Genomic DNA, 20,612 nt, shown 5'->3' with positions numbered 1-20,612 from the left:
CGATGGTGGTGTATGCGCCGGAGCGAGTCCCGGTGCAGGGAGCTATCAGAAATGCAGCACACCAGAAGAACCGAACCGAACACCAGCGGCGGCAGCCCGGACAAGAAGTGCCACCACGCGCTCCGCCAGGCCGCCACTGGTACATCCTCACCGGAGGAGATAAACGTCTCCCCGGTCCCCCTCTTCCTTGTCCCGCGGGCGGTGGCGGACGCGATCCGGCACCACGGGAGAGCCGTCCGCGAGATCAACGTCAGAAGGACCCGCAACCACCAGTATTCAATAAACGTCGAGCGAGGGCGGCCATGACGCCGGAAGCGGGAACCCTCGCCTGCACCGTGCGATGGGCCGATGGGCCGGAGCAGGAGAAAACCGAAGGTTTTCGACTCGCGGGCGGGCTCATCGTCCACGTCGAGGCGGAGCGCTGCCGGATCGCGCCGGAAGATGTCAGAAGCCTGATCTTTGCCGGTCGGCCGGTGCCGGTCGTGCGGGAGCGGGTGCGGCACGAGCGCGGCGTCCCGATAGGCGCGATAACAATCGAGGGGCACGCCGCGGTCAACCCGGCCGGAAGAGCGGTGGTGATCCACCTCCGCGCCGGATCCTGGATCGTCCCGCTCGTCTCCTTCCGGCGCGTCGCCCGCGGGGAGGCCGCGAGCGCCCCCCTCTTTCCCCTTACCGGGGTGGACCTCTATGAGTGAGGAGATCCGCCGGGCGGTGGAACTCCTCGCCGACGGCGTAATCGAGGTCCGGGCGCTCGCCGACGGCGCCACCCATTCAGGGTACTTCGATGACCACACCCTGCTCGCAGAGCAGGTCGAGGCGCTCGACGCCGACCCGGCGGTCGCCGGGATCTACGTCACCTTAAACGCCGTCAACCCGGCGCTCCTCGCCCGCCGGGCGAACCGGATCAAGATGCGCCTCGGAAGAAAAGACGCCACCACCGCCGACGCCGACATCCTCCGCCGGCGCTGGTTCCCGGTCGACATCGACCCCGTTCGGCCGAGCGGGGTCTCGTCGACCGACGCCGAGCACGACGCGGCGCTCGCTGCCGCAGAAAGGATCGCGGCATACCTCGCCGAGCAGGGGTTTCCCGCGCCCATCAAAGCCGACTCCGGGAACGGCGCCCACCTCCTCTACCGGGTGGACCTCCCGAACGACGAGGCGGCAACAGAGGTTGTCAAGGGGGCTCTTGTGGCCCTTGACGCCCTCTTCTCGAATGAGACCGTCACCGTCGACACCGCGAACCACAACGCCGCCCGGATCTGGAAACTCTACGGTACCACATCGAGGAAGGGCGACAACACGCCGGAGCGGCCGCACCGGCGGGCGAGGCTGCTCGCCGTACCGGACGAAGTCAGTGTCGTCCCGCGAGAACGCCTGGAGCACCTCGCCGGGCTCCTCCTCCAGAAGGAGCCTCCGCAGAGTAAAAAGAGCCCCGGCATCGACCTTGCTGCCTGGCTCGCGGAGCACGGAATCGCCGTCCGGAACACACGGCCCTGGCAGGGCGGGACCCTCTTCACCCTCACGGAGTGCCCCTTCTCCTCGGCGCACAAGGACGGCGCGTTTGCCATCCAGTTCGCGAACGGCGCGATCTTCGCCGGCTGCCACCACCAGACCTGCGGCGGCGGCGCCCAGCGCTGGCCCGAACTCCGGGGGATGCATGAGCAAAAGCGAACCCGCACTCCAGAGAAGACAACCGTGGAGGAGAAGCCACCAACCCCTCCTCCCGTCGACGAACACTATGAACGAGCTATCCAGATCCTCCGCGACGGCGACCCGCTCACGTTCTTCCTCGAGACCTTCAACAACGCCCACGTCGGCGACCGGACCGTCGCCGAGTGCCTGGTGATGTCCCTTGCCTCGCAATCGGTCGAGAACACGAACGGCCTCCATGTCGCTGTCTCCGGGAACTCCGGGAAGGGCAAAACCCATGCCTGCGTAACGATGCAGAACCTCATCCCTGACGCCTACAAACTCAAGGGCACCGTCTCGGACAAAGCGCTCTACTACGACGACGACCTCCGGCCCGGGACCGTCCTCCTCTTCGACGACGTCTCGCTCTCCGACGACCTCCAGGAAGTCCTCAAATCCGCGACCGCGAACTTCCGCGAGCCGATCGAGCATAGGACCCTCACGACCGAGCGCAAACTCCGGGTCTGCACCATCCCCGAGCGGTGCGTCTGGTGGCTCGCAAAGGTCGAGGATCTCGGCGACGATCAGGTGATGAACCGGATGCTCACGGTCTGGATCGACGATACCGTCGAGCAAGATAAGCGAGTCTTCGACCACATGAAGGAGGTCGAGGCGGTCGGTCGACCCTCGGCCGAAGACGACGTCCTCACCTGCCGGGCGATCTGGGAGACCGTCAAAACCGAGGTCCTCCCCGTCCGGATCCCGTTTGCCCGGCGAATCCAGTCCTCCACAACCCAGAACCGCCGGAACCCCGGGATGCTCTTTGACCTGATCAAGTGCCGGGCCCGGCTCTTTTACCTCCAGCGCGACCGGGACGACGACGGGGCGGTGATCGCCCGGGAGGAGGACTTCGCGGCGGCCGCAAAACTCTATACCGCCATCAACGGCGAAGCCGGGGGCCAGGAGACCAAACTGACAAAGAACGAGGCGGCGGCGCTCGAAACCGTCGCCCGGATGGGAGTCGAGGTCTTCACCGTCCGGCACCTCCAGAGCGCCCTCGGCCTCTCCTACTACCAGACCCGGCGGCTCCTCAACGGCTACGTCAGCCGGGGGACACCCTACTCCGGCCTCCTGGAGAAGTGCCCGGCGATCAGCCTCTACGACGCCACCGTGACGGAGGACAGCGAGTACGGGGTCACGGTCCGCCGCCGGGAGCAGTACTTCACGTTCGACGCCGAGGTCTACCGGCAGTGGCGCGGGGGGACCTCCGTCTGGCTGGATGACGATCCTGACGTTGGCAGCAATGGCAGCAGGTTGCAGCAGAGTGGCAGCAGTTGCTGCCAACAAGAGATCGGGCAGAGCGGGGAGGATCCAGGAAACGGCGACCAGGAGCCGGATAGAGATCAATGTATGTACCTATATGTACAGCAGAATGAGAGAACGGAGAGCACCGGCGAGGCTACTTCCGATGACGACCGGGGTGCCTGTGTTTTCCGCACTGCTGCCAATGAACCGGTGAACCCTGTACATCATGCCGGAAATGCAGTTCCAGGCCCGAATGCGGGTGCACTCATTGGCAGCAGCTGCTGCCAACGTGCTGCCACTGCTGCCACCATCAACCCCGCGGACTACATCCCCCTCCCGGCCGCAAAGGACGAGCCCTGCCACGTCTGCGGCAAGCGGCCGACGTCGTCGGTGAGACGGGGCGGGGGAGAGTACCTCTGCTATGATTGCCTCAAGAAAGCAAAGCGATCGAAGGCGCAGCCGCTCCCCGGGGTCCTCGACCACCGGATGTTCGAACGGACAAAGGTCGACCTCGGCCGGTGCGACGTCTGCAAGGAGTTGAAGGCGGTCTACCGCTCGCGGGAGGCACGGACGAATATCTGCGAGGGGTGCTACGCAAGGCTCGTCCGGGAGTGGAACGGGCGGGCGGGGGTGCGGTGAACGACTGGCGCGAGCATCGCGAGCGGCAGGAGTTCGAGAAAACCCGGAGGGTTTTCGAGTGACGACTTCCCCGAAGGGGAAGGAGCTCGAGCACCGCCAGGTGTGAACGGAGAGCGAACCCCAGAGGCGGTGAGCGAGCCGGAGGGCCCCAAAAGATGGTGAAGGGCTGTTGAGAATCCGTCAACCGGGGGTGGTGAACCATTGTAACAGTATACCCTGCGGTTATGGCGCCCCGGGTAGATCCTGCATAGAAGAGCCGTGAGAGTATCCGGTCCCGTGGTATCCAGAACGATCGCACCGGCGCAGGGTACGGTGTCGGGATCAAACGCCGTGATCGTGACCACTACTTCCAGAGGGACCGGGGCTCGATGGAGGTCGTGCTCGATAACGGGGAGGTCGTCGACGTGTCGCTGTCTGAAAAATTCTGGACAACCTGCCCCGAACTCAGGAGTTCAGTGATCGGGAGGTGGCTGCTCAACCAGGGAGTCATCCCCTGGACAAAGGGTAAGCCGCCGGAGTTCGACCTGGAACCCATCGGCGACCGGAGGTTCCGGCTGGCCCGGAGATGAAATGGGGGCACTCCTCTTGAGAAGCTAACGAACAGGAGCGCTGTTGATAGATAACCGCTCTGCCGAGAGCGTTTCGGCACTCAAACGCCCGCGAGCGTGCTCTCGTGCAATACTAACCCGCTAAAACAAGTGCCCCGATGATGCCGCCTATAATTGCCCCGATTATGGTGAAGAGCAGGTACTTCCAGGCCTCAGCCCTTCGTATCTCACTCTCTTTCCTCTCCCTCTGTTCCGCTTCCCCCCGGAGCTTACTCTCCGCTTCGATCAGGGCCGGAGCCATTTTATTGATCTGTGCGCAGTAGCCTCTCAGTTTCAGAACCTTTGCGTGGTACCTCTCGACCGTCTCCATATCCGGCTTCCCGATATCTTTGGATGCTTTATAGAGGGGGATATCTTCCAGGCAGCTCTCTATCTCGGGCAAGATCTCCCTGTAGTATTCCGGGAACAGATTGACTATCGTCTGTTGAGAGATCCCTTCTAATCTCTGGTGTATGTAATCTTTCTGATAGATCTGTATATAGTCGAGATAATCGAATGAGGCTCGATACACGTGGCGGAACACGGCATCCAGATTCTCCTTGATATATCCGCCGTCCCCGTCGCGAAGCCCGAAAAGGACGGAGTACATGCGCATGAGGTGATCGAAGGCGTCTCGGACTTCATTTATGGGAGGTAAAAAGGATTCTGAATTGAGTTCTTCCGCGTAAAGTGCCAGATCTTTGAGAATACCGTAGCATTCCGTTGCCTTTTTCAAGATCTCCAGATCCTGTTCTGAGAGGGTATCATGGAGACCGGTTACTATCGCCGATATCTCTAACTCCTGCCGTAAAAAAGCCTCATCGTCTGCCATGAGCATCTATTGCAGGGGATTTTTGGGGAATTGCTTCTTTAGTATCTCGCGCTTATCTTCTTCAAACTCTTCTTCCGTCTTAATACGCCCTAATGCTAATCTTACGCTCCCCATTCTGTACCTGGTTGCCTGCTTTTTGACGGTGTCCTTGTTTATCCTGATGGGAGGCAATTCCTGGTCCCAGATCTCTTCACGCACACTCTGCATTGCCGACCACTACACAACATTCCATTTTTAAGATTTCATTTTTCAGGATTTACTCGCGGCGATAGTCCTTACTTGTCTGCAATTTCAGTATTAGTGTTTTTTTGCGTTAAGCATTAAACAAGTCGGAATACGTCTGGTGGCTATATATTTTTTTTGATGTTCTTCTTCCAACCATATATTGCTCCAATATTGCGTATCTCAGCGTTGTGATTGTATTTTTAATGTTGCCGGAGTGATGTTTACATGCATCCGGTTGCTTTCAGTATCGTTCTGTCAATCCTGATGGCGCGACCTGTTATGCGCAACGCGATACAGGTCACATTTTTGGCGGCATCCATTCAGGTTCCTCTGAATGTTTTTGGCTTAAGTGTGTAGAGATAGGCGCTGCAATGTTAGCAATCGAATCCAGCAGGTATGTGTGATCTCGATCCCTGTCTGGAAGCAGATACCTTGACGAAAATCCTGGTGGCTCCTGGAATGGGACGGGGAAGCAGGTATATCTACCGTAGGTGTAGCGAATGTTGACAGGATTGTGGCGATCTGTCATATTCTCCAACCTGAAATCTGCACAGATTGTGAAGTCATCATCCCATGTCATCCTTGCCCGCGATCACCCCCTCACCCCCCGCCGAGCACCTTCACAATCACCGCCACCACCCCACCGACAATCCCGCCGGCCCCGGCGCTGATCGTGGAAACCCTCTTCTCCTCGCCGGCCTTCTCCGCCCGGGAGCCGCTCTAGCGCCCGGAGCCGGCTCTCGAACTCCTCATCCCACTCCTCCATCCGCTGCAGGGAGTCGCACCTTGCGGTGCTCCCGCTCCGGCCCTGCGGCCCATCGCACCCGGCAGATCCACTTTACATCCCGGTTCGTCTCGTAGACGAGTTCTCTACCTGGTGCTACCAATCAAATACTCACTATAGGGGAATTTTTGCAGAACCTCCACGGAGAGATAACTCAGAACGAGAGTTATAATGCACACCAGGGGGTAGAACAACCAGTTATTCCAATCGAATCCAAGCCGTGGCAATGCCAGAACCATGACATACAATATGAATGCATGAACCAGGTAAATCCCAAAAGAATATGCACCAATTTTTTCCAGCAATTTGAGTGCGACTGATCTACTGGATACGATATTCAGGGAGATGTAGAAACAGAAGGCAAAGATAACCACGTAATATAGCGGATTTATCATAGCAGTAAGCCAGTGCCAGTAGCCTCCCATCACAGGCAGGATTTGCGTTATATCGAGGTTGAAGTGCTTTTGAGCGTAGCCGAAAATGCCAATAACCGTGCAACAGAGCAGGGGAAGTGATGCATAATAGAGTGATGTTCTAGGCACAGATCTCAGCAGCAGTTCATCGTATCTTTTCCGAATGGTCATCCCTAATGCCAGGTAGAACACGTATCCGATGAATTTGGTGGCCACTCCTAATATCTGGGTGGATACGCCCAGTATGAATATATCCGGGATAGGATATACGTTGTAGAGAACTCCTATGAGGAAAACTGCAAAGAGGAGTTCTAATACTCTTCCTCGTGCATCACAATAATTATACAGCCATATTATTGCGGGATAAAGGAGATACAACTGAATGATCAAGACAAAGAACCAGAGGTGGTAAAAACATCCTCCTGTCAGGTATCGGTAAATGATATGCAGGACATCAAGGTTAACAGGTTTAGCAAGCACAATCGAGCCGATGTAAGTTGCTGCCAGGTAGAATGTAGAAAAGATGAGATATTGTGGAAGAACGGACTTCAGTCTTTTTTTATAGAACCTTTTGATGTCTATGTGATCAGAATATTTGTTGTATAAGACAAAACCTGAGATTACTATGAAGAGCGGGACCGCAAAGTGAGAGAGAACATCGATCGACATGTATAGCGCCGCTAGCCAGTTTATTCCATCCATACGCGTGAAATATGCTGAAACATGAATACTTATTACGGCTAGGATTGCAAAAGCTCTCAAAATATTAATTTCATCAAAATATCTCGCCTTATTCTCCATTAAATTAAGTTGCACAGGTCTGAACATATGGTTATCGAAAATAATCTCTGTTTATAGGGCCACTGCAAAGATTTTCAGTGGGATAGAAGTTCTTTCGTTTACTCTGGAAGTACAAAGCCATACTGATCAGGGGGAAGAACGGTAGCATGCCCCCCTCACCCCCCGCCCAGCACCTTCACAATCACCGCCACCACCCCACCGACAATCCCGCCGGCCCCGGCGCTGATCGTGGAAACCCTCTTCTCCTCGCCGGCCTTCTCCGCCCGGGAGCCGCTCTAGCGCCCGGAGCCGGCTCTCGAACTCCTCATCCCACTCCTCCATCCGCTGCAGGGAGTCGCACCTTGCGGTGCTCCCGCTCCGCTCCTGATGGAGCATCGCGAGTCGCACCTTGCGGTGCTCCCGCTCCGCTCCTGATGGAGCATCGCGAGTCGCACCTTGCGGTGCTCCCGCTCCGCTCCTGATGGAGCATCGCGAGTCGCACCTTGCGGTGCTCCCGCTCCGCTCCTGATGGAGCATCGCGTCTTACAGATCCACTTCACGTCCCGGTTCGTCTCGTAAGACCGAGCTCCCGGGTGGTCTTATCCCCGGTCATCCTGGTAACCCTCCCGGAGAGCAATAGGATGCCGGAGAGAAAACGCCTGACCGTAAGGGTTATATGCAGAAAAAAGGCGGAGCGTTGTGCATCCGGCCGGAGGGTGGGGTGCCGGGTCCGAAAGCCACCCGGCCTCACCCGGTGAGTTCGACCTCGCCGGCCGCGAGAGGCCGGCAGCAAAGCCTGCCGCTATGGAACTCTCTCATCACGGCATCGATCTTTTGGGAAACTTCCGCGCTGTAGTATGCCTCACCGCAACGGTCGCAGATGTGAGATCGGGACATCCCTGACGACAATGATCTCGTCCCCTACCCGCGCCATGAACTCGGTCTTCCCTTCCTGCAGGGTTCCGTGCATCTCTCCGGGGTCATTCCGCATCCTTTTCAGAGATGCCGGGCAAAATCGTCGGGATCGATCTTCGCCAACTTCAGAACACCGCGGAGTGTGCCGACCTTCAGTTCGCCGTGCAACGGGACGACTGTCCCCACCTTACCGCCGGGCATCGCCTTTGACATACGCACATGGCTCCCGGTCCGCCCGCTGACGACGAATCCATACTGTTTTGAGAGTATCTTTATCACGGTCTCGCCCGATACCGGCTTAAGCCCGGGCACCCTCGGCCACCTCGAACGTCGTGATGATCGGCCTTCTCCCGTCTTCCAGCGGGAATTCTTCTAAGTACAGCTCTGTAGCCTCTTTGAGGTTGGCTACCGCCTCCTCTACTGTCCGACCCTGGCTGACGGTGCCGACCTCCGGGCACTCCGCGATGTACATGTCTTCTTCCCTGTAGAGCACGGCCGTGAACGTCCTCATGATCTCACCGATAGAATAGCATCTCTCTTTGTGGTGATAATACTGACCGACGTGTTCGGGTGGTCATCTCTCCGGTCATCCCGGGAGCCTTCCCGGGGCCAGCAGGATGCCAGAGAGAAAAATCTGGCCGTAACGCTTATATTCACGAATCCAGGCCCAATCCGCCCACCCCGATAAAGTCAGGCTAATCCCCTCCCGGGTATACCCTATAAGTGTCTGTCATATTCCCGGGAGCATGCAGGCATCAGGCACAACCGAGAGCGTTGTGCCGCAATGGAGTGAAACCCCATGGCAGACTTCGTGCAGACCACCGTCAACAAAACGGCGCTCCGGGACCTCGCCGTCCCGATCGCCGACGTAACGTCGTTTAACACCCTCGTCCAGTCCGTCATCGACGACAACCCCTTCGGGTGCGTCGGGTATACGGACGGCGACGGGCAGACCGTCGACCCGATCGTCCTCAACCGCGAGCACTACATCGCGAAGGTGGACTTCCTCGACGCGGGCAAGCGGGTCGGGACCGTCTCGCTCAACTCCCCCTCGATCGCCGCGTTCGACGCGAACGCCGCCGAGGTCCTCGCGAACACGGCCCTCAAGACCGCGATGGGCGCAACCGATGTCGTCCGGAACGGCCCCCGCGAGACCTACTACGCGCAGCTCCGGTGCCACGACCCCTCGGGTGATGACTACTACGTCACCTTCACCAGAAAGACCGTCCGGCTCTCGTCCTACCAGGATGACGCCATCAGGGACGCGGTCGAGACCTGGGCCGACGACATCACGTCGCTCGACTGAAGCGGGGACTCTTCCCCCCTTCACGTTCAACCCGCGCACGCCTCCTTGTTATTTACTACCTCTTCTCCAGTCTCTTCTATGACGCACTCGCCCCTTCTCCGCAGCGACCAGACCCTCTTTCACGACCCCGACGTCTTTGAGTTCACCTATCTCCCCGACCACCTCCACCACCGCGACGCCCGGGGCGGGAGCTCGTGCTCCACAACCGTTTAATATATTGAACAATCATTCAATACATTATATGCTCCGGGAGTTCGAGAAGTTCGTCGGGTTCCGGGTCCTTGCCTGGTTCCTCACCCACCCCACGGGCGAGATCCACATCAATAAACTCGCCCGGGAGATCGGGGTCAGTCCGGCAAGCGTCAAAGCGTATGCCGATGCCTTCGAGCGCGACGGGTTGATCACCGTCACGCGCCTCGGCACCGCACGGCTCCTCTCCCTCGACAACGACGCCTTTGCCGTCCGGGAGTTAAAGCGGGCCTGCATGGCCCTCCTCCTCGTCCGGGCCGGCATCGAGGACCTCGCGCCCGAAAGCATCGCGGTCGCGGTCTACGGGAGCACTGCGGCGGGGACCTTCGATGAGGGAAGCGACATCGACATCCTGATCATCGGCGACGAGAGCCAGGTCGACCACGGCCGGGTGCCGGCACTGGAGGCGGAGACCGATCGGGAGGTGCAGTTGACGGTCGTCCCCTACTACCGGTGGGAGCGGATGAAAGAGGAAGGCGACCCGTTTGCCGCAAGCGTCCTGCAAAACCACATGCTTGTTCGAGGGGCTCGCCTATGAGGTGGCGGGAGTGCGTCGACCGTGGCCACATTCGCTCTCCGACCGGAACGGATACACTCGCCATGCAGCGACCGCTCTCCTTTTGCCCCACCCGAAGTTACCCGTGCACCGGTTCGGGACGGCCCCGCCGGGCCCGGTGCATCCGGAGGTACTCGGACCTGGAAAGAGCGAAGTTTTCGGCATTTTCAAAGAACGCGTCGATCAGGTCGGCCTGCTCGCGGCTCCAGACCTCGTTCGGGACTTCCCTGACCCGGAGGGCATGTCTCCGGACAAAGGCCAGCCGCTCCTGCCGGTTCTTCTCGCGATCAAACCTCAATTCCATACTGCTCCCCCCGGACCTCCAGGCGCTCCATGAACGATTGCAGGAGATTGGTATCGAGCGTCTCCCGGAACAACATCCAGAGATAGACGCATCCTCGATATCCTTGTCGCTCCCGAGATAGAGTTTATAGGGAATCTGCAACTCGATGGGCGATACGAAGAACCGGATGTCGTCAAACTGTACCCTCTTCGCTCTGGACATCGCATACCGATCGAAGTCGTCTTTCTTGAACGTCATCTCGATGTTCGGGATGATCCTGCCTGCCCCGGCGATCCGCACGGCGAGCCTGTCGCAGAGCATCGAGTAGATCTCGCCGATGTCGTCGGAATTCAGGAAGTAGAACCCTTGTTCCAGGAGGTCTTCGGAGAACGACATGAATGTATCGCGGTCCATGTAGTCGACGAAGAGATCGATATCTTCCGTACCCCTGGCCCTTCCAAAAAGGATTGCAACGTATCCGCTGACGATCACGTAGCGGGTATACCGCTCGATGATCTCCGTCACCGAGGCCACAAAATGGTCCAGTGCGGTTACAACCTTTCCATCGATGTGGATGGTGCCGTCGGGAGCACTCGCAATCCGCATTCCCTTTCCTCTGGTAGAGTCTTACCGGGCACCATATTAATTGCATCTTCCGCGCCTGCTTCGTTGCCCATAACGGGATGCGTGTGAACCGGTCAGGAGTGCCCGATGCGCCTGAGAAGATCCCCGGCAGACGCCTTCTGCTGACGCGGCTTCATATCTGACCAGATCCGGCGTTGTTTATAGAGCCAGAAGTCAAGGTCGCCGGGGTCCTCTGCGTATACGATGCAGTGCCGCTCAAGTATCCCTCCCCGGAGATACCAGGGGATCTCGTCATATACGACGATATCGTATCCCTCCGGGGCGAGGAGCATTCTCTCATACACCGCAGTCCTGTCCGCCCCATCGTTCAGGATCAGGCAGAGGTCGATATCGGATTCAGGGGCCGCGTAGCCCATGGCACGCGAGCCGAAGAGCAGAATGGCCCTGATCGAGGGGAGGATCTCCCGGAAGTGGTCCAGGATCAGGTCCTGTCTGCATTCAGCCATATCAGCACCTCCTCCGAAAACCTGCGCAGGCGAGGCATAAGCCGCTGCATCGCGGCATACGCGATGTGGTCGTTGACACCGTCGTATTCGTGAACCAGACGGTTTCTTAGCCCGTTCGCAGATTTCATATCCCTCCCGGTCTCCGGATCGATGATCTCTTCTGTCACCAGATAGTCAAGATTGGTGTAATCGTCCTGTGCGGAGGAGTGGAGCATCCGGCGGACGAGCGCAGATATATCCGTAACCGCCTCCACGGCCTCCTGAAACTCCTTGTAGAGTGCCTTGCGCAGGATGCGGTCGCTCACCACAGCATCAGACAGATGGCGCTCGATAAACTCGATCCGGTCGATGAGCACCTCCATCTTCTGCAATATCCGCTCCCTGATTCGAATATCGTGAGCCTCCATTGGAGATGATTCGCCCGTAGCCTCGATAAAACTTCTTGTGAATTTCCTCGCGTCTTTTGGGCGGGGTAGTTAACTGTACTGTGTGCCGGCTCTTACCGCCGGTAGACGGAGTTCCTCACCGTTCCGCGACGTTCCGCCCGGCGATCGTCGCCGGGTGCCCGGATCCACACAGCCCCCTCACCCACTTCGGCTCCGGGATCGCCCGGCACTCCTCCCCCTCTCGCCCTCATCTCCCCGCACCCCAATCGATACGCCCTATACGGCGAAAGCCCGATACTATTCCGAGAATCCCATGAATACCCCCGCCCTCTCCGTCGTCCTCCCCGCGCTCAACGAGGAAGCCACCATCGGCGAATGCATCAGAAAGATCCACAAGGTCTTTGCCGATCTCGAGATCGACGGCGAGGTCATCATCGCCGACTCCTCTGAGGACCGGACGGCGGCGATCGCCCGGGACCTCGGGGCCAGGGTCGTCCGGCCGGAGAAACGGGGCTACGGCAACACCTACCTCGCCGGGCTCGCCCGCGCCCGGGGGCGCTATATCGTCATCGAGGATGCGGACGACACCTACGACTTCCTCGAGATCCCCAAACTCCTCGCCCTGCTCGATGCCGGCGTCGACATGGCCCCCTGCTCCCGTCTCCGGGGGAGATCCTGCCGGAGGGATGGAGTTTGCAAGCGAGATGATCATCGAGGCGGCGAAGGTCAATCTCCGGATCGACGAAGTCCCGATCACCTACCACGCCCGGGTCGCCCCCTCGAACCTGCAGAGCTTCTCCGACGGGTGGTGGCACGTCCGGTTCATGCTTCTCTACCTCGTTGCACGTGCGGATACCGACCCCCCGCGGCCGCGGATGTCCTTTTCGATAATACAGCCGCCCGTACCGTAAAAGAACCGGCAAATATTCCCTCAATAGATCCCATGCGCGCCACCGTATCCTGCACCGGAACGACCGCCTCTCAGATCTCTTTGGAGATGGGGAGGTTAACGGCATTTCCACGTTCATGCAACATACACAACAAAATATCACCCGGGTGTGCCCGGAGAAGCAGAATGTCCTCCCTCTTTGCGGGCATTTTAAATACGCGCTCATAGGCTCCGGGTGGAGGATCCCGGGAAATAATAGTGATTTCGATGCTGCAACTTCCCGAGACGCAGATTTATAAGTTGCCCGCTCCAAGTTAGAGTAAATCACCGTACAGAGAGGGTATGCGTTGTCTTCAGGTAACAAAGAGCCGTCGGTATCTCAATATATATTCGTATTTGCAATACTGATGGTCTTCTGGTATACGCTTTCAGGACAGCTTGATCCGTTCTACATCGGTGCCGGGATCGTATGCTGCGGTATCGTAACGCTCGTCTCCGGGGATCTCATCTTCAGATCCGACACGAGCGTCATTCGATCCGCACGGACATTTGTCAGGTTCGTTCTCTATATCCCCAGGCTGATGGTGGCCATCCTCTACGCCAACATCGATGTCGCATACCGGATCCTTCACCCGAAGATGCCGATCGATCCCGCGCTCATCACCATCGAGACATCGTTTCGAAACGATGTCCTGAGAACATCGTTTGCGAATGCGATGACCCTGACGCCCGGCACGGTGACGGTCGACGTCACCGGGGGAACGTTCATCGTGCATGCCCTCGTGCGGGAGATGGCGGAAGAAGACCTCCTCGAAAAGAGGGGCATTCAGAACAGTCTGGCACGGATCTTTGGTGAGCGCGATGATTGACGTCTTCTACGCCAGCGTGATCGTGCTGATCCTGACCGTCTTCCTCTGCCTGTACCGGGTACTCCTTGGCCCCGGGGTGGAGAACCGCCTGATTGCCGTGAACACCGTCGGGACAAAGACGATCATCCTGCTTGTCCTCATCGGTCTCATCCTTGAGCGGCCGATCTTCCTGGACATTGCAATCGTCTATGCGATGATCAACTTCATCGCAACGCTTGCGATCGCCAAGTACCTCGGGAGGGGATGCGTCTGCTGAATTCGCTGGCCCTGATCTTCATCGTGATCGGCCTCTTCTTCATGGTCGTCGGTGCCGTCGGCCTTGTCAGGCTGCCCGACTTTTATACCCGCGCCCATGCAAGCGGCAAGTGCGACACCCTCGGAGAGGGGATGATGCTCGTCGGGTTCATCCTGTACGAGGGGCCGGGCCTGGTTGCGGTGAAACTTCTGCTCCTCGTGATCTTCATCTACATCACGTCGCCGACGGCGGTCCACGCCCTCGTGCACTTTGCCCGGGCTCGCGGGATCGAACCGTGGAAGAAGGGGGATGCACGGCGATGATCTGGGAACTTGACTTCGCCCTGCTCCTGTTCATGATCCTCTGCGCCATCGCGGCGATCACCGTCCGCGACCTCCTCCACGCGACGATCGTACTTGCCGCCTACTCGTTGCTCATGACGGTGCTCTGGTCGGTGATGAACGCCGTCGACGTCGCTTTCACCGAAGCGGCGGTAGGGGCCGGGATAACCACCGTCCTCTTTATTGCAGCCATAGCACGAACCAGAAGGAGTTCATCAGATTGAGGGTCAAAGCTCTGCTTGCGGTTCTTTTCATCGGCATCATCCTCTTCTGGACGGTCGAGGATATGCCGGCGTTCGGCGATCCACAGGCTCCGGCCACGCAATACACCGGCAAACTATACGTCGAATCGGTCCTCCCGGATATCGGGATCGACAACATCGTCACCGCAATACTTGCCAGTTACCGTGGATTCGATACGCTCGGGGAGGTCGTGGTGATCTTCACCGCGGGGATATCGGTCACCCTCCTGCTCAGACGGGGAGGACGGCTATGAGAGAGAACGTCGTTATCAGGACCGTATCCCGGATTGCGGTGCCGTTTATCCAGGTCTTTGCGCTGTACGTCATCGTGCACGGCGCACTGGGGGCGGGAGGGGGATTCCAGGGAGGAGTGGTCTTCGCCGCGTCGTTCATCCTGATGACCGTCGCCTTCGGCCTTACCAGCGTCAGAAAGCGGCTCAGCAACAAATGGATCGTGGTGTACTCGGTTCTCGGGATCACCATCTACGCTGGAATCGGGCTCCTCTGCCTCCTCATGGGGGGCAACTACCTGGAGTACGGGGTGATCGAGACGATCCTCGGTATACCGCACCTCCACGGCTACCTTCTCGACGCAGTCGAGATCGGGATCGGGATCACCGTGATGGCGGTGATGACGTCGATCATCTGCGATATGGCCGACAAAGGGGGCGAATCTTCATGATAGAGGCGTTCTACGAGATTTTCCTCTCGCGGTACAACTACTGGATGGCAATCATCCTGATGCTGATCGGGCTCTACGCATTGATTGCGAAGCAGAACCTGGTGAAGAAACTTATCGGACTCAACATCTTCCAGACCGCGATATTCCTCTTCTACATCTCGTTTTCAGAGGTGCAGGGAGGCACCGCGCCGATCTACCTTCCCGAAGGGGTGGACGCCCTCTACGTCAACCCGCTTCCGCACGTGCTCATACTGACCGCGATCGTCGTCGGGGTGAGCGTGACCGCAGTCGGGCTTTCGCTCATCGTCCGGATCTACGAAGAGTACGGTGTCATCGATGAGGACGACCTGATGCAGGTGGTGAGGGGCCGATGATCGACCATCTTCCGCCCCTCCTGATTGCCGTCCCGATCCTTTCGGCGCTCCTGATACTTCTGGTCGGGTGGTATGACCGGAGGTTCTGCTACCCCATATCGCTCATAACGATCCTTCTCCAGTTCGGAGCCGCGATCGCCATCCTCGTTGAGGTGATGCGGGAAGGAACGGTCCGGTACCACCTCGGTGGATGGGCGCCGCCGCTCGGGATCGAACTCGTCATCGACAGTTTCAACAGCTACATCCTGGCAGTTATCCTGTTCCTCTCTGTAGCGACGGTGGTCTATGCCCGAAGAAGCGTTGAAAAGGAGATAGACCCGGAGAAGAGGGTCTCGTTCTACGTCCTCTTCCAGCTTCTCGTAACCGGCCTTGCCGGCATGACGATCACGGGCGACATCTTCAACCTCTATGTCTTCCTCGAGATATCGTCGATCGCCACATACGCCCTGATCGCCTCAGCCAGGAGGCCGCGCTCGTACGTGGCAAGTTTCAACTATCTCGTCCTCGGGTCCATTGCGGCAGGGTTCATCCTTCTCGGCATCGGGAACCTCTACGTCGCGACCGGGACGCTGAATATGGCGGACCTCGCGGTCCTGCTCCCTGCGTCCTACGGCCTTGCAACGGTTCATACCGCGTTCCTCTTCCTGCTCATCGGGTTCTCCATCAAGGTTGCGTTCTTCCCGCTTCACCTCTGGCTGCCCGACGCGTATACGGAAGCGCCCTCTGCAGTGACAGTGCTCATCTCGACCGTGATGGCAAAGGTGAGCGTCTACGCGCTGTTCCGGATCGTCTTCACGGTCTTCACGACGGCATACGTCATCGACACCTTCCCGGTGACCGGGTTCATCCTCTTCATCGCGACGGTCGCGGTCATTGCCGGAGCGATACTTGCCATTGCACAGAACGATCTCAAGCGGATGCTCGCATACTCGAGCATCAGCCAGATCGGCTACATCATGTTCGCGCTCGGCGTTGCCAACCAGATTGCGCTGGAAGGCGGCCTCCTGCACATCCTCGGCCACGCCGTGATGAAAGGCTGTCTCTTCATGGTCGCAGGACTGATCATCTACCGGATGGGAACGTCGCGGTTCTCCGACCTCAAAGGAATCGCGAAGACGATGCCGATCTCCTGCGCCGCGTTCGCCCTTGCCGGAGCGTCGATGATCGGCATCCCCCCCACGATCGGGTTCGCGAGCAAGTACTATCTCGTCCTCGGGGCACTCGAAGCGGGCCAGTGGATCTATGCAGCCGTCTTCCTGCTCGGCTCGCTCCTTGCGGCCGGATACATCTGGCGGTTCATCGAGATCGCCTACTTCGGGGACCACCACGCTGAAGACCGCCGTCAGGCCCCGGCGCGCGAAGGCCCCGTCTCTATGCTCGTCCCGATGGTCGGTCTCGCTCTCCTCTGCCTCTTCCTCGGCGTCTTCGTCGAGGTCGTGATGGAGGCCGTCAGGCCTGCAGCGATGCTCCTCTTAGGGGGTGCCTGATATGGACGCAGATCTGCTTCCGGCGGTAACCATAGCCATCCCGCTCCTGGCGGCGGTGCTGATCCCGATCGTCGGGAGGAACGAGAATATACGGGAAGGGGTCACGATAGCGGCCGCGGTGGCGATGCTCGGCTCCGTCCTTGCGATGCTTCCTGCGGTCCTCTCCGGCAGCCGGATCACGATCTCGCTCCTCCCGATGGTTCCGGGCGGGGACCTTGCCCTGCGGGTGGATGCCTTCGGGATGGTCTTTGCCCTCACGGCCGCCGTTCTCTGGCTCCTGAACTCTTTCTACGCGATAGGCTACATGCGGTCGCTGAAAGAGCACGCACAGACGAGGTTCTTCTTCTGCTTCGCCGTTGCAATCGCTGCTGCGGTAGGGATAGCCTTCTCGGAGAACCTCCTGACGCTCTTCGTCTTCTACGAGATCCTGACGATCATCACCTACCCGCTCGTCGTCCATGTCGAGACGCCGGCGGCGATGAAGGCGGGGAGGAAGTACCTTGCGTACCTCCTCGTCGGGGGAATCTTCCTCCTTGCCGCGGTCATCCTGACCTATATCCTCACGGGGACAACTGTGTTTGTTCCCGGCGGGTTCCTGGCGGGATCGGGTTCCGCGCTCATCCTGCAGGTCCTCTTCCTCCTCTTCATGGTCGGGTTCGTGAAAGCGGCGTGGATGCCCCTCCACGGCTGGCTCCCCGCGGCGATGGTCGCCCCGACGCCGGTGAGCGCATTCCTCCACGCGGTCGCCGTCGTCACGGCGGGCGTCTTCGGGATCGTCCGGATCGCCGGCTGGGTTTACGGCATGGACCTGATGGCCTCGCTCGGTCTCGGCATCTTCCTTGCCGCGATCGCCTCGTTTACGATCGTAACCGCGTCCCTCTTCGCCCTGACCGAGGACAACCTCAAGCGGAGGCTCGCCTACTCGACCGTGAGCCAGCTCTCCTACATCCTGCTCGGCGTCTCCATGCTCTCGATCGCCGGGATGACCGCGGCGATGGCGCATATCCCGATTCACGCGTTCCTCAAGATCACGCTCTTCTTTGTTGCAGGAGCGGTCATCGTCTCCGCCGGGAAAGAGTGCATCTCCGAGATGAAGGGCATCGGCAGAAAGATGCCGGTGACAGCCCTCATGTTCTCGGCGGCCGCACTCGGGATCTGCGGTCTGCCCCCGCTTGCGGGTATCATCAGTAAGATCTACCTCGCGCTCGGGGCGTTCGAGGGGGGCATGCCGATCCTCCTGCTGGTGATCATCGCGAGCACCGTCCTGAACGCCGCATACTTCCTCCCGATCATCCACACGATGCTGCTGCAGCGGCCGGACGACGAGCGGTCGCTCGACTCCGTCACCGAGCCGCCTCTTGTGATGCTCATCCCGATCGTCCTGACGGTGGCGGTATCGGTCTGGATCTTCCTCTCTCCGTCGATGCCGTTTATGGACCTGGTTGATATTGCAATTGCAGAGATTACAGGATCGGTGATCCCATGATCGAGATACCTCCGGCGTTCGTCTATCTCCTCGGCCTCCTCCTTCTCCCCGCCCTTACCGGCGGGGCCAGGAAGGTATGGGCTCTGGTTGTCGGTGTTGCAGGCCTTCTCCTGGCCGTCTCGCTCCCGTCCACAGCGCCGGACCTGGCGTTTGGGTTCATCCCCGGTATCGAGACGGTTCTCCTGACGGTCGATCCCATGCGGCATCTCGCGGGCGGCATCTTCGCCGTCTCGGGGCTCATCGCTCTCACCTATGCCGCGTACCGGGATCTTCCGGCAGCGGAGACGATCGGCATCCTCGCGTCGATCGGGGCGGCGATGGGGATCGTCTACGCAGGCGATCTCATCACGGTCTTTGTCTTCTGGGAGCTCCTCGCCCTTGCATCGCTCGCGATCATCTGGTTTTCCAGGGCGCCCGAATCGTCCGGTGCAGGTTACCGCTACCTCCTCTTCCATATCTTCGGGGGTGCCTGCCTGCTTGGCGGGATCGCCTGCACGACGGTCGCGACAGGGAGCGCCGCGGTCGGCCCGGTGGCGGACGGAGCCGGTCTCCTCTTCATGCTGGCCGGGATCGGCGTGAACGCCGCGTTCATTCCCCTCCATACCTGGGTGCCGGACGCCTACCCGAGAGCGTCCGTCGTGGGGTCGGTCGCCCTCTCCATCTTCACGACGAAAGCCGCGGTCTTCCTCCTCGCTGCAATCGGGGGATGGGGGGTTGCGGTGGCATACATGGGCGGAGCGATGGCGCTCTACGGCGCCGTCTTTGCGCTGATGCAGGACGATATCCGCCGCCTCCTCGCCTACTCGATCGTCAGCCAGGTGGGTTACATGGTCGCGGCCATCGGGACCGGATCGGTTGCCGGGATCGATGCAGGGCTCGCCCATATGGTCAACGACATCCTCTTCAAGTCGCTCCTCTTCATGGCGGCGGGCGCGGTCATCCTCAGGACGGGCCTGCAGCGCCTCTCGGACCTCGGGGGCCTTCTCAGGACGATGCCCGCGACCACCCTCTGTGCCGTCGTCGGCGGCCTCGCGCTTGCGGGACTGCCGGGCCTGAACGGTGCGGTCAGCAAAGGGATGGCGATTGAAGCGGCGGGCGCAGTCCCCTACCTCTCACCCCTCCTCCTGGTATCGGCCGTGGTAACCGTCATCTACGTCTTCCGATTCCTCTACCTCGGGTTCTTCCGGCCGGCCGCCGGAACGCGGGAAGGCCTCCTCCCGAAGGATCCGCCGGTCCCGATGCTGGTTGCCATGGGCGCTACCGCCCTCCTCTGCCTTGCAATCGGGGTTTTCCCGCACCTCCTGACGGACTTCCTGCCCGGCGGGACCGCCGCCCACGCATTCGCCCCGGCGCACCTGCTGGAGTCGGTGGGCATCTTCGCTGCCGCAGGAGCCCTCCTGCTCCTGGTGCCTCCCCTCAGGCGCCCCTGGACCGGGGTTGAAACCGACATCGACGCCCTCTACATCCGGGCCGGGCATGGGGTCGTCTGGTTCTCGTCACACCCGCTCGTACACGCCGCGGATGCGATAGGGAGCGCGATCGAGCGCGTGGTGGGGCGGTTCAAACACATTTCGGCAAACCCGACGGTCGCCTTTCAGATCGCGGGTAAAACCGTCGCTCTGCCGTTCGTGCGGGCATTTTCCGGTTCGGAAACATCACGGGCGTATGAAGAGGAGCTCATGTTCCTGAAAGATCACTATCCGGACGTTCAGACGACCATCTGGGGCGGCGGATACGGGCTCATCTTTATCAGCATCGTTGCGTTCCTGTACTTCATCATCGATATAACGAGGTAGTAGACCACTTCACCTTACTTTTGCGGGTGTGAGGGGTTGAACGCCAGCCGTACGCGAAGAGCGCGAAAAGTTTGGTTGCTGTTTCTATCTTGCCTTTGCGTCCTTCGCGGCTCGAAGCCTACGGCTTCTCACGCTCCCGTCCTGTGGACAGTCGCGGCTCGCACCTTCGGTGCTCACGCTCCCGTCCTGTGGACAGTCGCGGCTCGCACCTTCGGTGCTCACGCTCCCGTC

26 protein-coding genes and 1 pseudogene are annotated in these 20,612 nt (G+C 59.6%); 19 read left to right on the top strand and 8 right to left on the bottom strand.

Annotated features, from left to right (window positions below; translation table 11 throughout):
- Positions 1-51: 51 nt before the first annotated feature.
- The 4 genes from FGW20_RS12415 (at position 52) to FGW20_RS12400 (ending at position 4,142) form a co-directional block, all read left to right on the top strand.
- On the top strand, positions 52-306 hold the full coding sequence (locus FGW20_RS12415) for a hypothetical protein (protein ID WP_301678406.1): 255 nt from the start codon (positions 52-54) through the stop codon (positions 304-306).
- Positions 303-695, top strand: coding sequence for a hypothetical protein (locus FGW20_RS12410; protein WP_301678405.1), 393 nt, complete (start codon positions 303-305; stop codon positions 693-695). Before FGW20_RS12415 ends, FGW20_RS12410 begins: the two co-directional genes overlap by 4 nt.
- Entirely contained in the window at positions 688-3,573 is a 2,886-nt protein-coding gene (locus FGW20_RS12405) for an MTBMA_p00010-related P-loop-containing protein (protein ID WP_301678404.1), read from the top strand. Before FGW20_RS12410 ends, FGW20_RS12405 begins: the two co-directional genes overlap by 8 nt.
- Positions 3,574-3,941: 368 nt before the next feature.
- Positions 3,942-4,142, top strand: a complete 201-nt coding sequence (locus FGW20_RS12400; RefSeq protein WP_301678403.1) for a hypothetical protein — start codon at positions 3,942-3,944, stop codon at positions 4,140-4,142.
- A gap of 112 nt (positions 4,143-4,254) precedes the next feature.
- On the opposite strand, the gene FGW20_RS12395 is transcribed toward FGW20_RS12400, so the two are convergent.
- From FGW20_RS12395 to FGW20_RS12375, 5 genes are all read right to left on the bottom strand, one after another.
- Positions 4,255-4,992 (bottom strand): hypothetical protein, encoded by a 738-nt coding sequence (locus FGW20_RS12395; RefSeq protein ID WP_301678401.1) that lies wholly within the window; start codon positions 4,990-4,992, stop codon positions 4,255-4,257.
- A gap of 6 nt (positions 4,993-4,998) precedes the next feature.
- On the bottom strand, positions 4,999-5,199 hold the full coding sequence (locus FGW20_RS12390; RefSeq protein WP_301678399.1) for a hypothetical protein: 201 nt from the start codon (positions 5,197-5,199) through the stop codon (positions 4,999-5,001).
- A gap of 888 nt (positions 5,200-6,087) precedes the next feature.
- Positions 6,088-7,215, bottom strand: a complete 1,128-nt coding sequence (locus tag FGW20_RS12385) for an acyltransferase (protein WP_301678397.1) — start codon at positions 7,213-7,215, stop codon at positions 6,088-6,090.
- Positions 7,216-8,190: 975 nt separating this feature from the next.
- Positions 8,191-8,421 carry a type II toxin-antitoxin system HicA family toxin gene (locus FGW20_RS12380; RefSeq protein WP_074175974.1) on the bottom strand — a complete coding sequence of 77 codons (231 nt, stop codon included), beginning with the start codon at positions 8,419-8,421 and terminating at the stop codon, positions 8,191-8,193.
- Positions 8,408-8,620: a type II toxin-antitoxin system HicB family antitoxin gene (locus FGW20_RS12375; protein ID WP_301678395.1), complete on the bottom strand. Its 213-nt coding sequence runs from the start codon at positions 8,618-8,620 to the stop codon at positions 8,408-8,410. The genes FGW20_RS12380 and FGW20_RS12375 overlap by 14 nt, the downstream gene beginning before the upstream one ends.
- A 288-nt stretch (positions 8,621-8,908) precedes the next feature.
- On the opposite strand from FGW20_RS12375, the gene FGW20_RS12370 reads away from it, so the two are divergent.
- The 3 genes from FGW20_RS12370 (at position 8,909) to FGW20_RS12360 (ending at position 10,202) form a co-directional block, all read left to right on the top strand.
- Positions 8,909-9,415: a hypothetical protein gene (locus FGW20_RS12370; RefSeq protein ID WP_301678394.1), complete on the top strand. Its 507-nt coding sequence runs from the start codon at positions 8,909-8,911 to the stop codon at positions 9,413-9,415.
- Between the two features lie 78 nt (positions 9,416-9,493).
- The gene (locus tag FGW20_RS12365; RefSeq protein WP_301678393.1) at positions 9,494-9,628 is read left to right on the top strand and encodes a hypothetical protein; all 135 of its coding nucleotides are present in this window, start codon (positions 9,494-9,496) and stop codon (positions 9,626-9,628) included.
- Positions 9,629-9,656: 28 nt separating this feature from the next.
- The gene (locus FGW20_RS12360; protein ID WP_301678391.1) at positions 9,657-10,202 is read left to right on the top strand and encodes a nucleotidyltransferase domain-containing protein; all 546 of its coding nucleotides are present in this window, start codon (positions 9,657-9,659) and stop codon (positions 10,200-10,202) included.
- Between the two features lie 97 nt (positions 10,203-10,299).
- Here FGW20_RS12360 and FGW20_RS12355 read toward each other — a convergent pair whose 3' ends face one another.
- From FGW20_RS12355 to hepT, 3 genes are all read right to left on the bottom strand, one after another.
- Positions 10,300-11,109 carry a DUF8150 family protein gene (locus tag FGW20_RS12355; protein ID WP_301678390.1) on the bottom strand — a complete coding sequence of 270 codons (810 nt, stop codon included), beginning with the start codon at positions 11,107-11,109 and terminating at the stop codon, positions 10,300-10,302.
- A gap of 92 nt (positions 11,110-11,201) precedes the next feature.
- A complete protein-coding gene (locus tag FGW20_RS12350; protein WP_301678389.1) occupies positions 11,202-11,594 on the bottom strand; it encodes a nucleotidyltransferase domain-containing protein in 393 nt (130 codons plus the stop codon).
- Positions 11,570-12,001 carry a type VII toxin-antitoxin system HepT family RNase toxin gene (hepT, locus tag FGW20_RS12345; RefSeq protein ID WP_301678388.1) on the bottom strand — a complete coding sequence of 144 codons (432 nt, stop codon included), beginning with the start codon at positions 11,999-12,001 and terminating at the stop codon, positions 11,570-11,572. Before hepT ends, FGW20_RS12350 begins: the two co-directional genes overlap by 25 nt.
- Before the next feature lie 292 nt (positions 12,002-12,293).
- Here hepT and FGW20_RS12340 point away from each other — a divergent pair.
- From FGW20_RS12340 to FGW20_RS12285, 12 genes and pseudogenes are all read left to right on the top strand, one after another.
- A pseudogene (locus FGW20_RS12340) lies at positions 12,294-12,596 on the top strand (glycosyltransferase family 2 protein); the annotation flags it as partial.
- Positions 12,597-12,666: 70 nt separating this feature from the next.
- Positions 12,667-12,891 (top strand): hypothetical protein, encoded by a 225-nt coding sequence (locus FGW20_RS12335; protein ID WP_301678417.1) that lies wholly within the window; start codon positions 12,667-12,669, stop codon positions 12,889-12,891.
- 385 nt (positions 12,892-13,276) lie between these two features.
- A complete protein-coding gene (locus tag FGW20_RS12330; RefSeq protein WP_301678387.1) occupies positions 13,277-13,738 on the top strand; it encodes a Na+/H+ antiporter subunit E in 462 nt (153 codons plus the stop codon).
- Positions 13,731-13,994, top strand: coding sequence for a monovalent cation/H+ antiporter complex subunit F (locus FGW20_RS12325; RefSeq protein WP_301678386.1), 264 nt, complete (start codon positions 13,731-13,733; stop codon positions 13,992-13,994). Before FGW20_RS12330 ends, FGW20_RS12325 begins: the two co-directional genes overlap by 8 nt.
- Entirely contained in the window at positions 13,982-14,296 is a 315-nt protein-coding gene (mnhG, locus tag FGW20_RS12320; RefSeq protein ID WP_301678385.1) for a monovalent cation/H(+) antiporter subunit G, read from the top strand. The genes FGW20_RS12325 and mnhG overlap by 13 nt, the downstream gene beginning before the upstream one ends.
- Complete coding sequence (locus tag FGW20_RS12315) at positions 14,293-14,538, top strand: hydrogenase subunit MbhD domain-containing protein (protein ID WP_301678384.1); 246 nt, start codon at positions 14,293-14,295, stop codon at positions 14,536-14,538. Before mnhG ends, FGW20_RS12315 begins: the two co-directional genes overlap by 4 nt.
- Positions 14,535-14,810 (top strand): hydrogen gas-evolving membrane-bound hydrogenase subunit E, encoded by a 276-nt coding sequence (gene mbhE, locus FGW20_RS12310; protein WP_301678383.1) that lies wholly within the window; start codon positions 14,535-14,537, stop codon positions 14,808-14,810. Before FGW20_RS12315 ends, mbhE begins: the two co-directional genes overlap by 4 nt.
- Positions 14,807-15,238: an MnhB domain-containing protein gene (locus FGW20_RS12305; RefSeq protein ID WP_301678382.1), complete on the top strand. Its 432-nt coding sequence runs from the start codon at positions 14,807-14,809 to the stop codon at positions 15,236-15,238. Before mbhE ends, FGW20_RS12305 begins: the two co-directional genes overlap by 4 nt.
- Positions 15,235-15,612, top strand: coding sequence for a cation:proton antiporter subunit C (locus FGW20_RS12300; protein ID WP_301678381.1), 378 nt, complete (start codon positions 15,235-15,237; stop codon positions 15,610-15,612). Before FGW20_RS12305 ends, FGW20_RS12300 begins: the two co-directional genes overlap by 4 nt.
- Positions 15,609-17,099, top strand: coding sequence for a monovalent cation/H+ antiporter subunit D family protein (locus FGW20_RS12295; RefSeq protein ID WP_301678380.1), 1,491 nt, complete (start codon positions 15,609-15,611; stop codon positions 17,097-17,099). Before FGW20_RS12300 ends, FGW20_RS12295 begins: the two co-directional genes overlap by 4 nt.
- A gap of 1 nt (position 17,100) precedes the next feature.
- Entirely contained in the window at positions 17,101-18,585 is a 1,485-nt protein-coding gene (locus FGW20_RS12290) for a proton-conducting transporter transmembrane domain-containing protein (RefSeq protein ID WP_301678379.1), read from the top strand.
- On the top strand, positions 18,582-20,381 hold the full coding sequence (locus tag FGW20_RS12285) for a proton-conducting transporter transmembrane domain-containing protein (RefSeq protein ID WP_301678378.1): 1,800 nt from the start codon (positions 18,582-18,584) through the stop codon (positions 20,379-20,381). Before FGW20_RS12290 ends, FGW20_RS12285 begins: the two co-directional genes overlap by 4 nt.
- Positions 20,382-20,612: the final 231 nt, after the last annotated feature.

The sequence above is a fragment of the Methanoculleus methanifontis genome (assembly GCF_030464365.1).
GTDB classification, from domain to species: Archaea; Halobacteriota; Methanomicrobia; order Methanomicrobiales; family Methanoculleaceae; genus Methanoculleus; species Methanoculleus methanifontis.
This window is presented reverse-complemented; position numbering and strand designations above follow the sequence as displayed.

Coding starts and splice junctions, on each gene's coding strand:
- FGW20_RS12290 (WP_301678379.1), top strand. CDS start 17,101: ATGGACGCAGATCTGCTTCCGGCGGTAACCATAGCCATCCCGCTCCTG.
- FGW20_RS12350 (WP_301678389.1), bottom strand. CDS start 11,594: ATGGCTGAATGCAGACAGGACCTGATCCTGGACCACTTCCGGGAGATC.
- FGW20_RS12325 (WP_301678386.1), top strand. CDS start 13,731: ATGATTGACGTCTTCTACGCCAGCGTGATCGTGCTGATCCTGACCGTC.
- FGW20_RS12385 (WP_301678397.1), bottom strand. CDS start 7,215: ATGGAGAATAAGGCGAGATATTTTGATGAAATTAATATTTTGAGAGCT.
- FGW20_RS12330 (WP_301678387.1), top strand. CDS start 13,277: ATGGTCTTCTGGTATACGCTTTCAGGACAGCTTGATCCGTTCTACATC.
- mnhG (WP_301678385.1), top strand. CDS start 13,982: ATGCGTCTGCTGAATTCGCTGGCCCTGATCTTCATCGTGATCGGCCTC.
- FGW20_RS12375 (WP_301678395.1), bottom strand. CDS start 8,620: ATGAGGACGTTCACGGCCGTGCTCTACAGGGAAGAAGACATGTACATC.
- FGW20_RS12360 (WP_301678391.1), top strand. CDS start 9,657: ATGCTCCGGGAGTTCGAGAAGTTCGTCGGGTTCCGGGTCCTTGCCTGG.
- FGW20_RS12395 (WP_301678401.1), bottom strand. CDS start 4,992: ATGGCAGACGATGAGGCTTTTTTACGGCAGGAGTTAGAGATATCGGCG.
- FGW20_RS12365 (WP_301678393.1), top strand. CDS start 9,494: ATGACGCACTCGCCCCTTCTCCGCAGCGACCAGACCCTCTTTCACGAC.
- FGW20_RS12305 (WP_301678382.1), top strand. CDS start 14,807: ATGAGAGAGAACGTCGTTATCAGGACCGTATCCCGGATTGCGGTGCCG.
- FGW20_RS12315 (WP_301678384.1), top strand. CDS start 14,293: ATGATCTGGGAACTTGACTTCGCCCTGCTCCTGTTCATGATCCTCTGC.
- FGW20_RS12335 (WP_301678417.1), top strand. CDS start 12,667: ATGGAGTTTGCAAGCGAGATGATCATCGAGGCGGCGAAGGTCAATCTC.
- FGW20_RS12415 (WP_301678406.1), top strand. CDS start 52: ATGCAGCACACCAGAAGAACCGAACCGAACACCAGCGGCGGCAGCCCG.
- FGW20_RS12405 (WP_301678404.1), top strand. CDS start 688: ATGAGTGAGGAGATCCGCCGGGCGGTGGAACTCCTCGCCGACGGCGTA.
- FGW20_RS12355 (WP_301678390.1), bottom strand. CDS start 11,109: ATGCGGATTGCGAGTGCTCCCGACGGCACCATCCACATCGATGGAAAG.
- FGW20_RS12400 (WP_301678403.1), top strand. CDS start 3,942: ATGGAGGTCGTGCTCGATAACGGGGAGGTCGTCGACGTGTCGCTGTCT.
- FGW20_RS12410 (WP_301678405.1), top strand. CDS start 303: ATGACGCCGGAAGCGGGAACCCTCGCCTGCACCGTGCGATGGGCCGAT.
- FGW20_RS12390 (WP_301678399.1), bottom strand. CDS start 5,199: ATGCAGAGTGTGCGTGAAGAGATCTGGGACCAGGAATTGCCTCCCATC.
- FGW20_RS12370 (WP_301678394.1), top strand. CDS start 8,909: ATGGCAGACTTCGTGCAGACCACCGTCAACAAAACGGCGCTCCGGGAC.
- FGW20_RS12295 (WP_301678380.1), top strand. CDS start 15,609: ATGATCGACCATCTTCCGCCCCTCCTGATTGCCGTCCCGATCCTTTCG.
- FGW20_RS12285 (WP_301678378.1), top strand. CDS start 18,582: ATGATCGAGATACCTCCGGCGTTCGTCTATCTCCTCGGCCTCCTCCTT.
- FGW20_RS12300 (WP_301678381.1), top strand. CDS start 15,235: ATGATAGAGGCGTTCTACGAGATTTTCCTCTCGCGGTACAACTACTGG.
- hepT (WP_301678388.1), bottom strand. CDS start 12,001: ATGGAGGCTCACGATATTCGAATCAGGGAGCGGATATTGCAGAAGATG.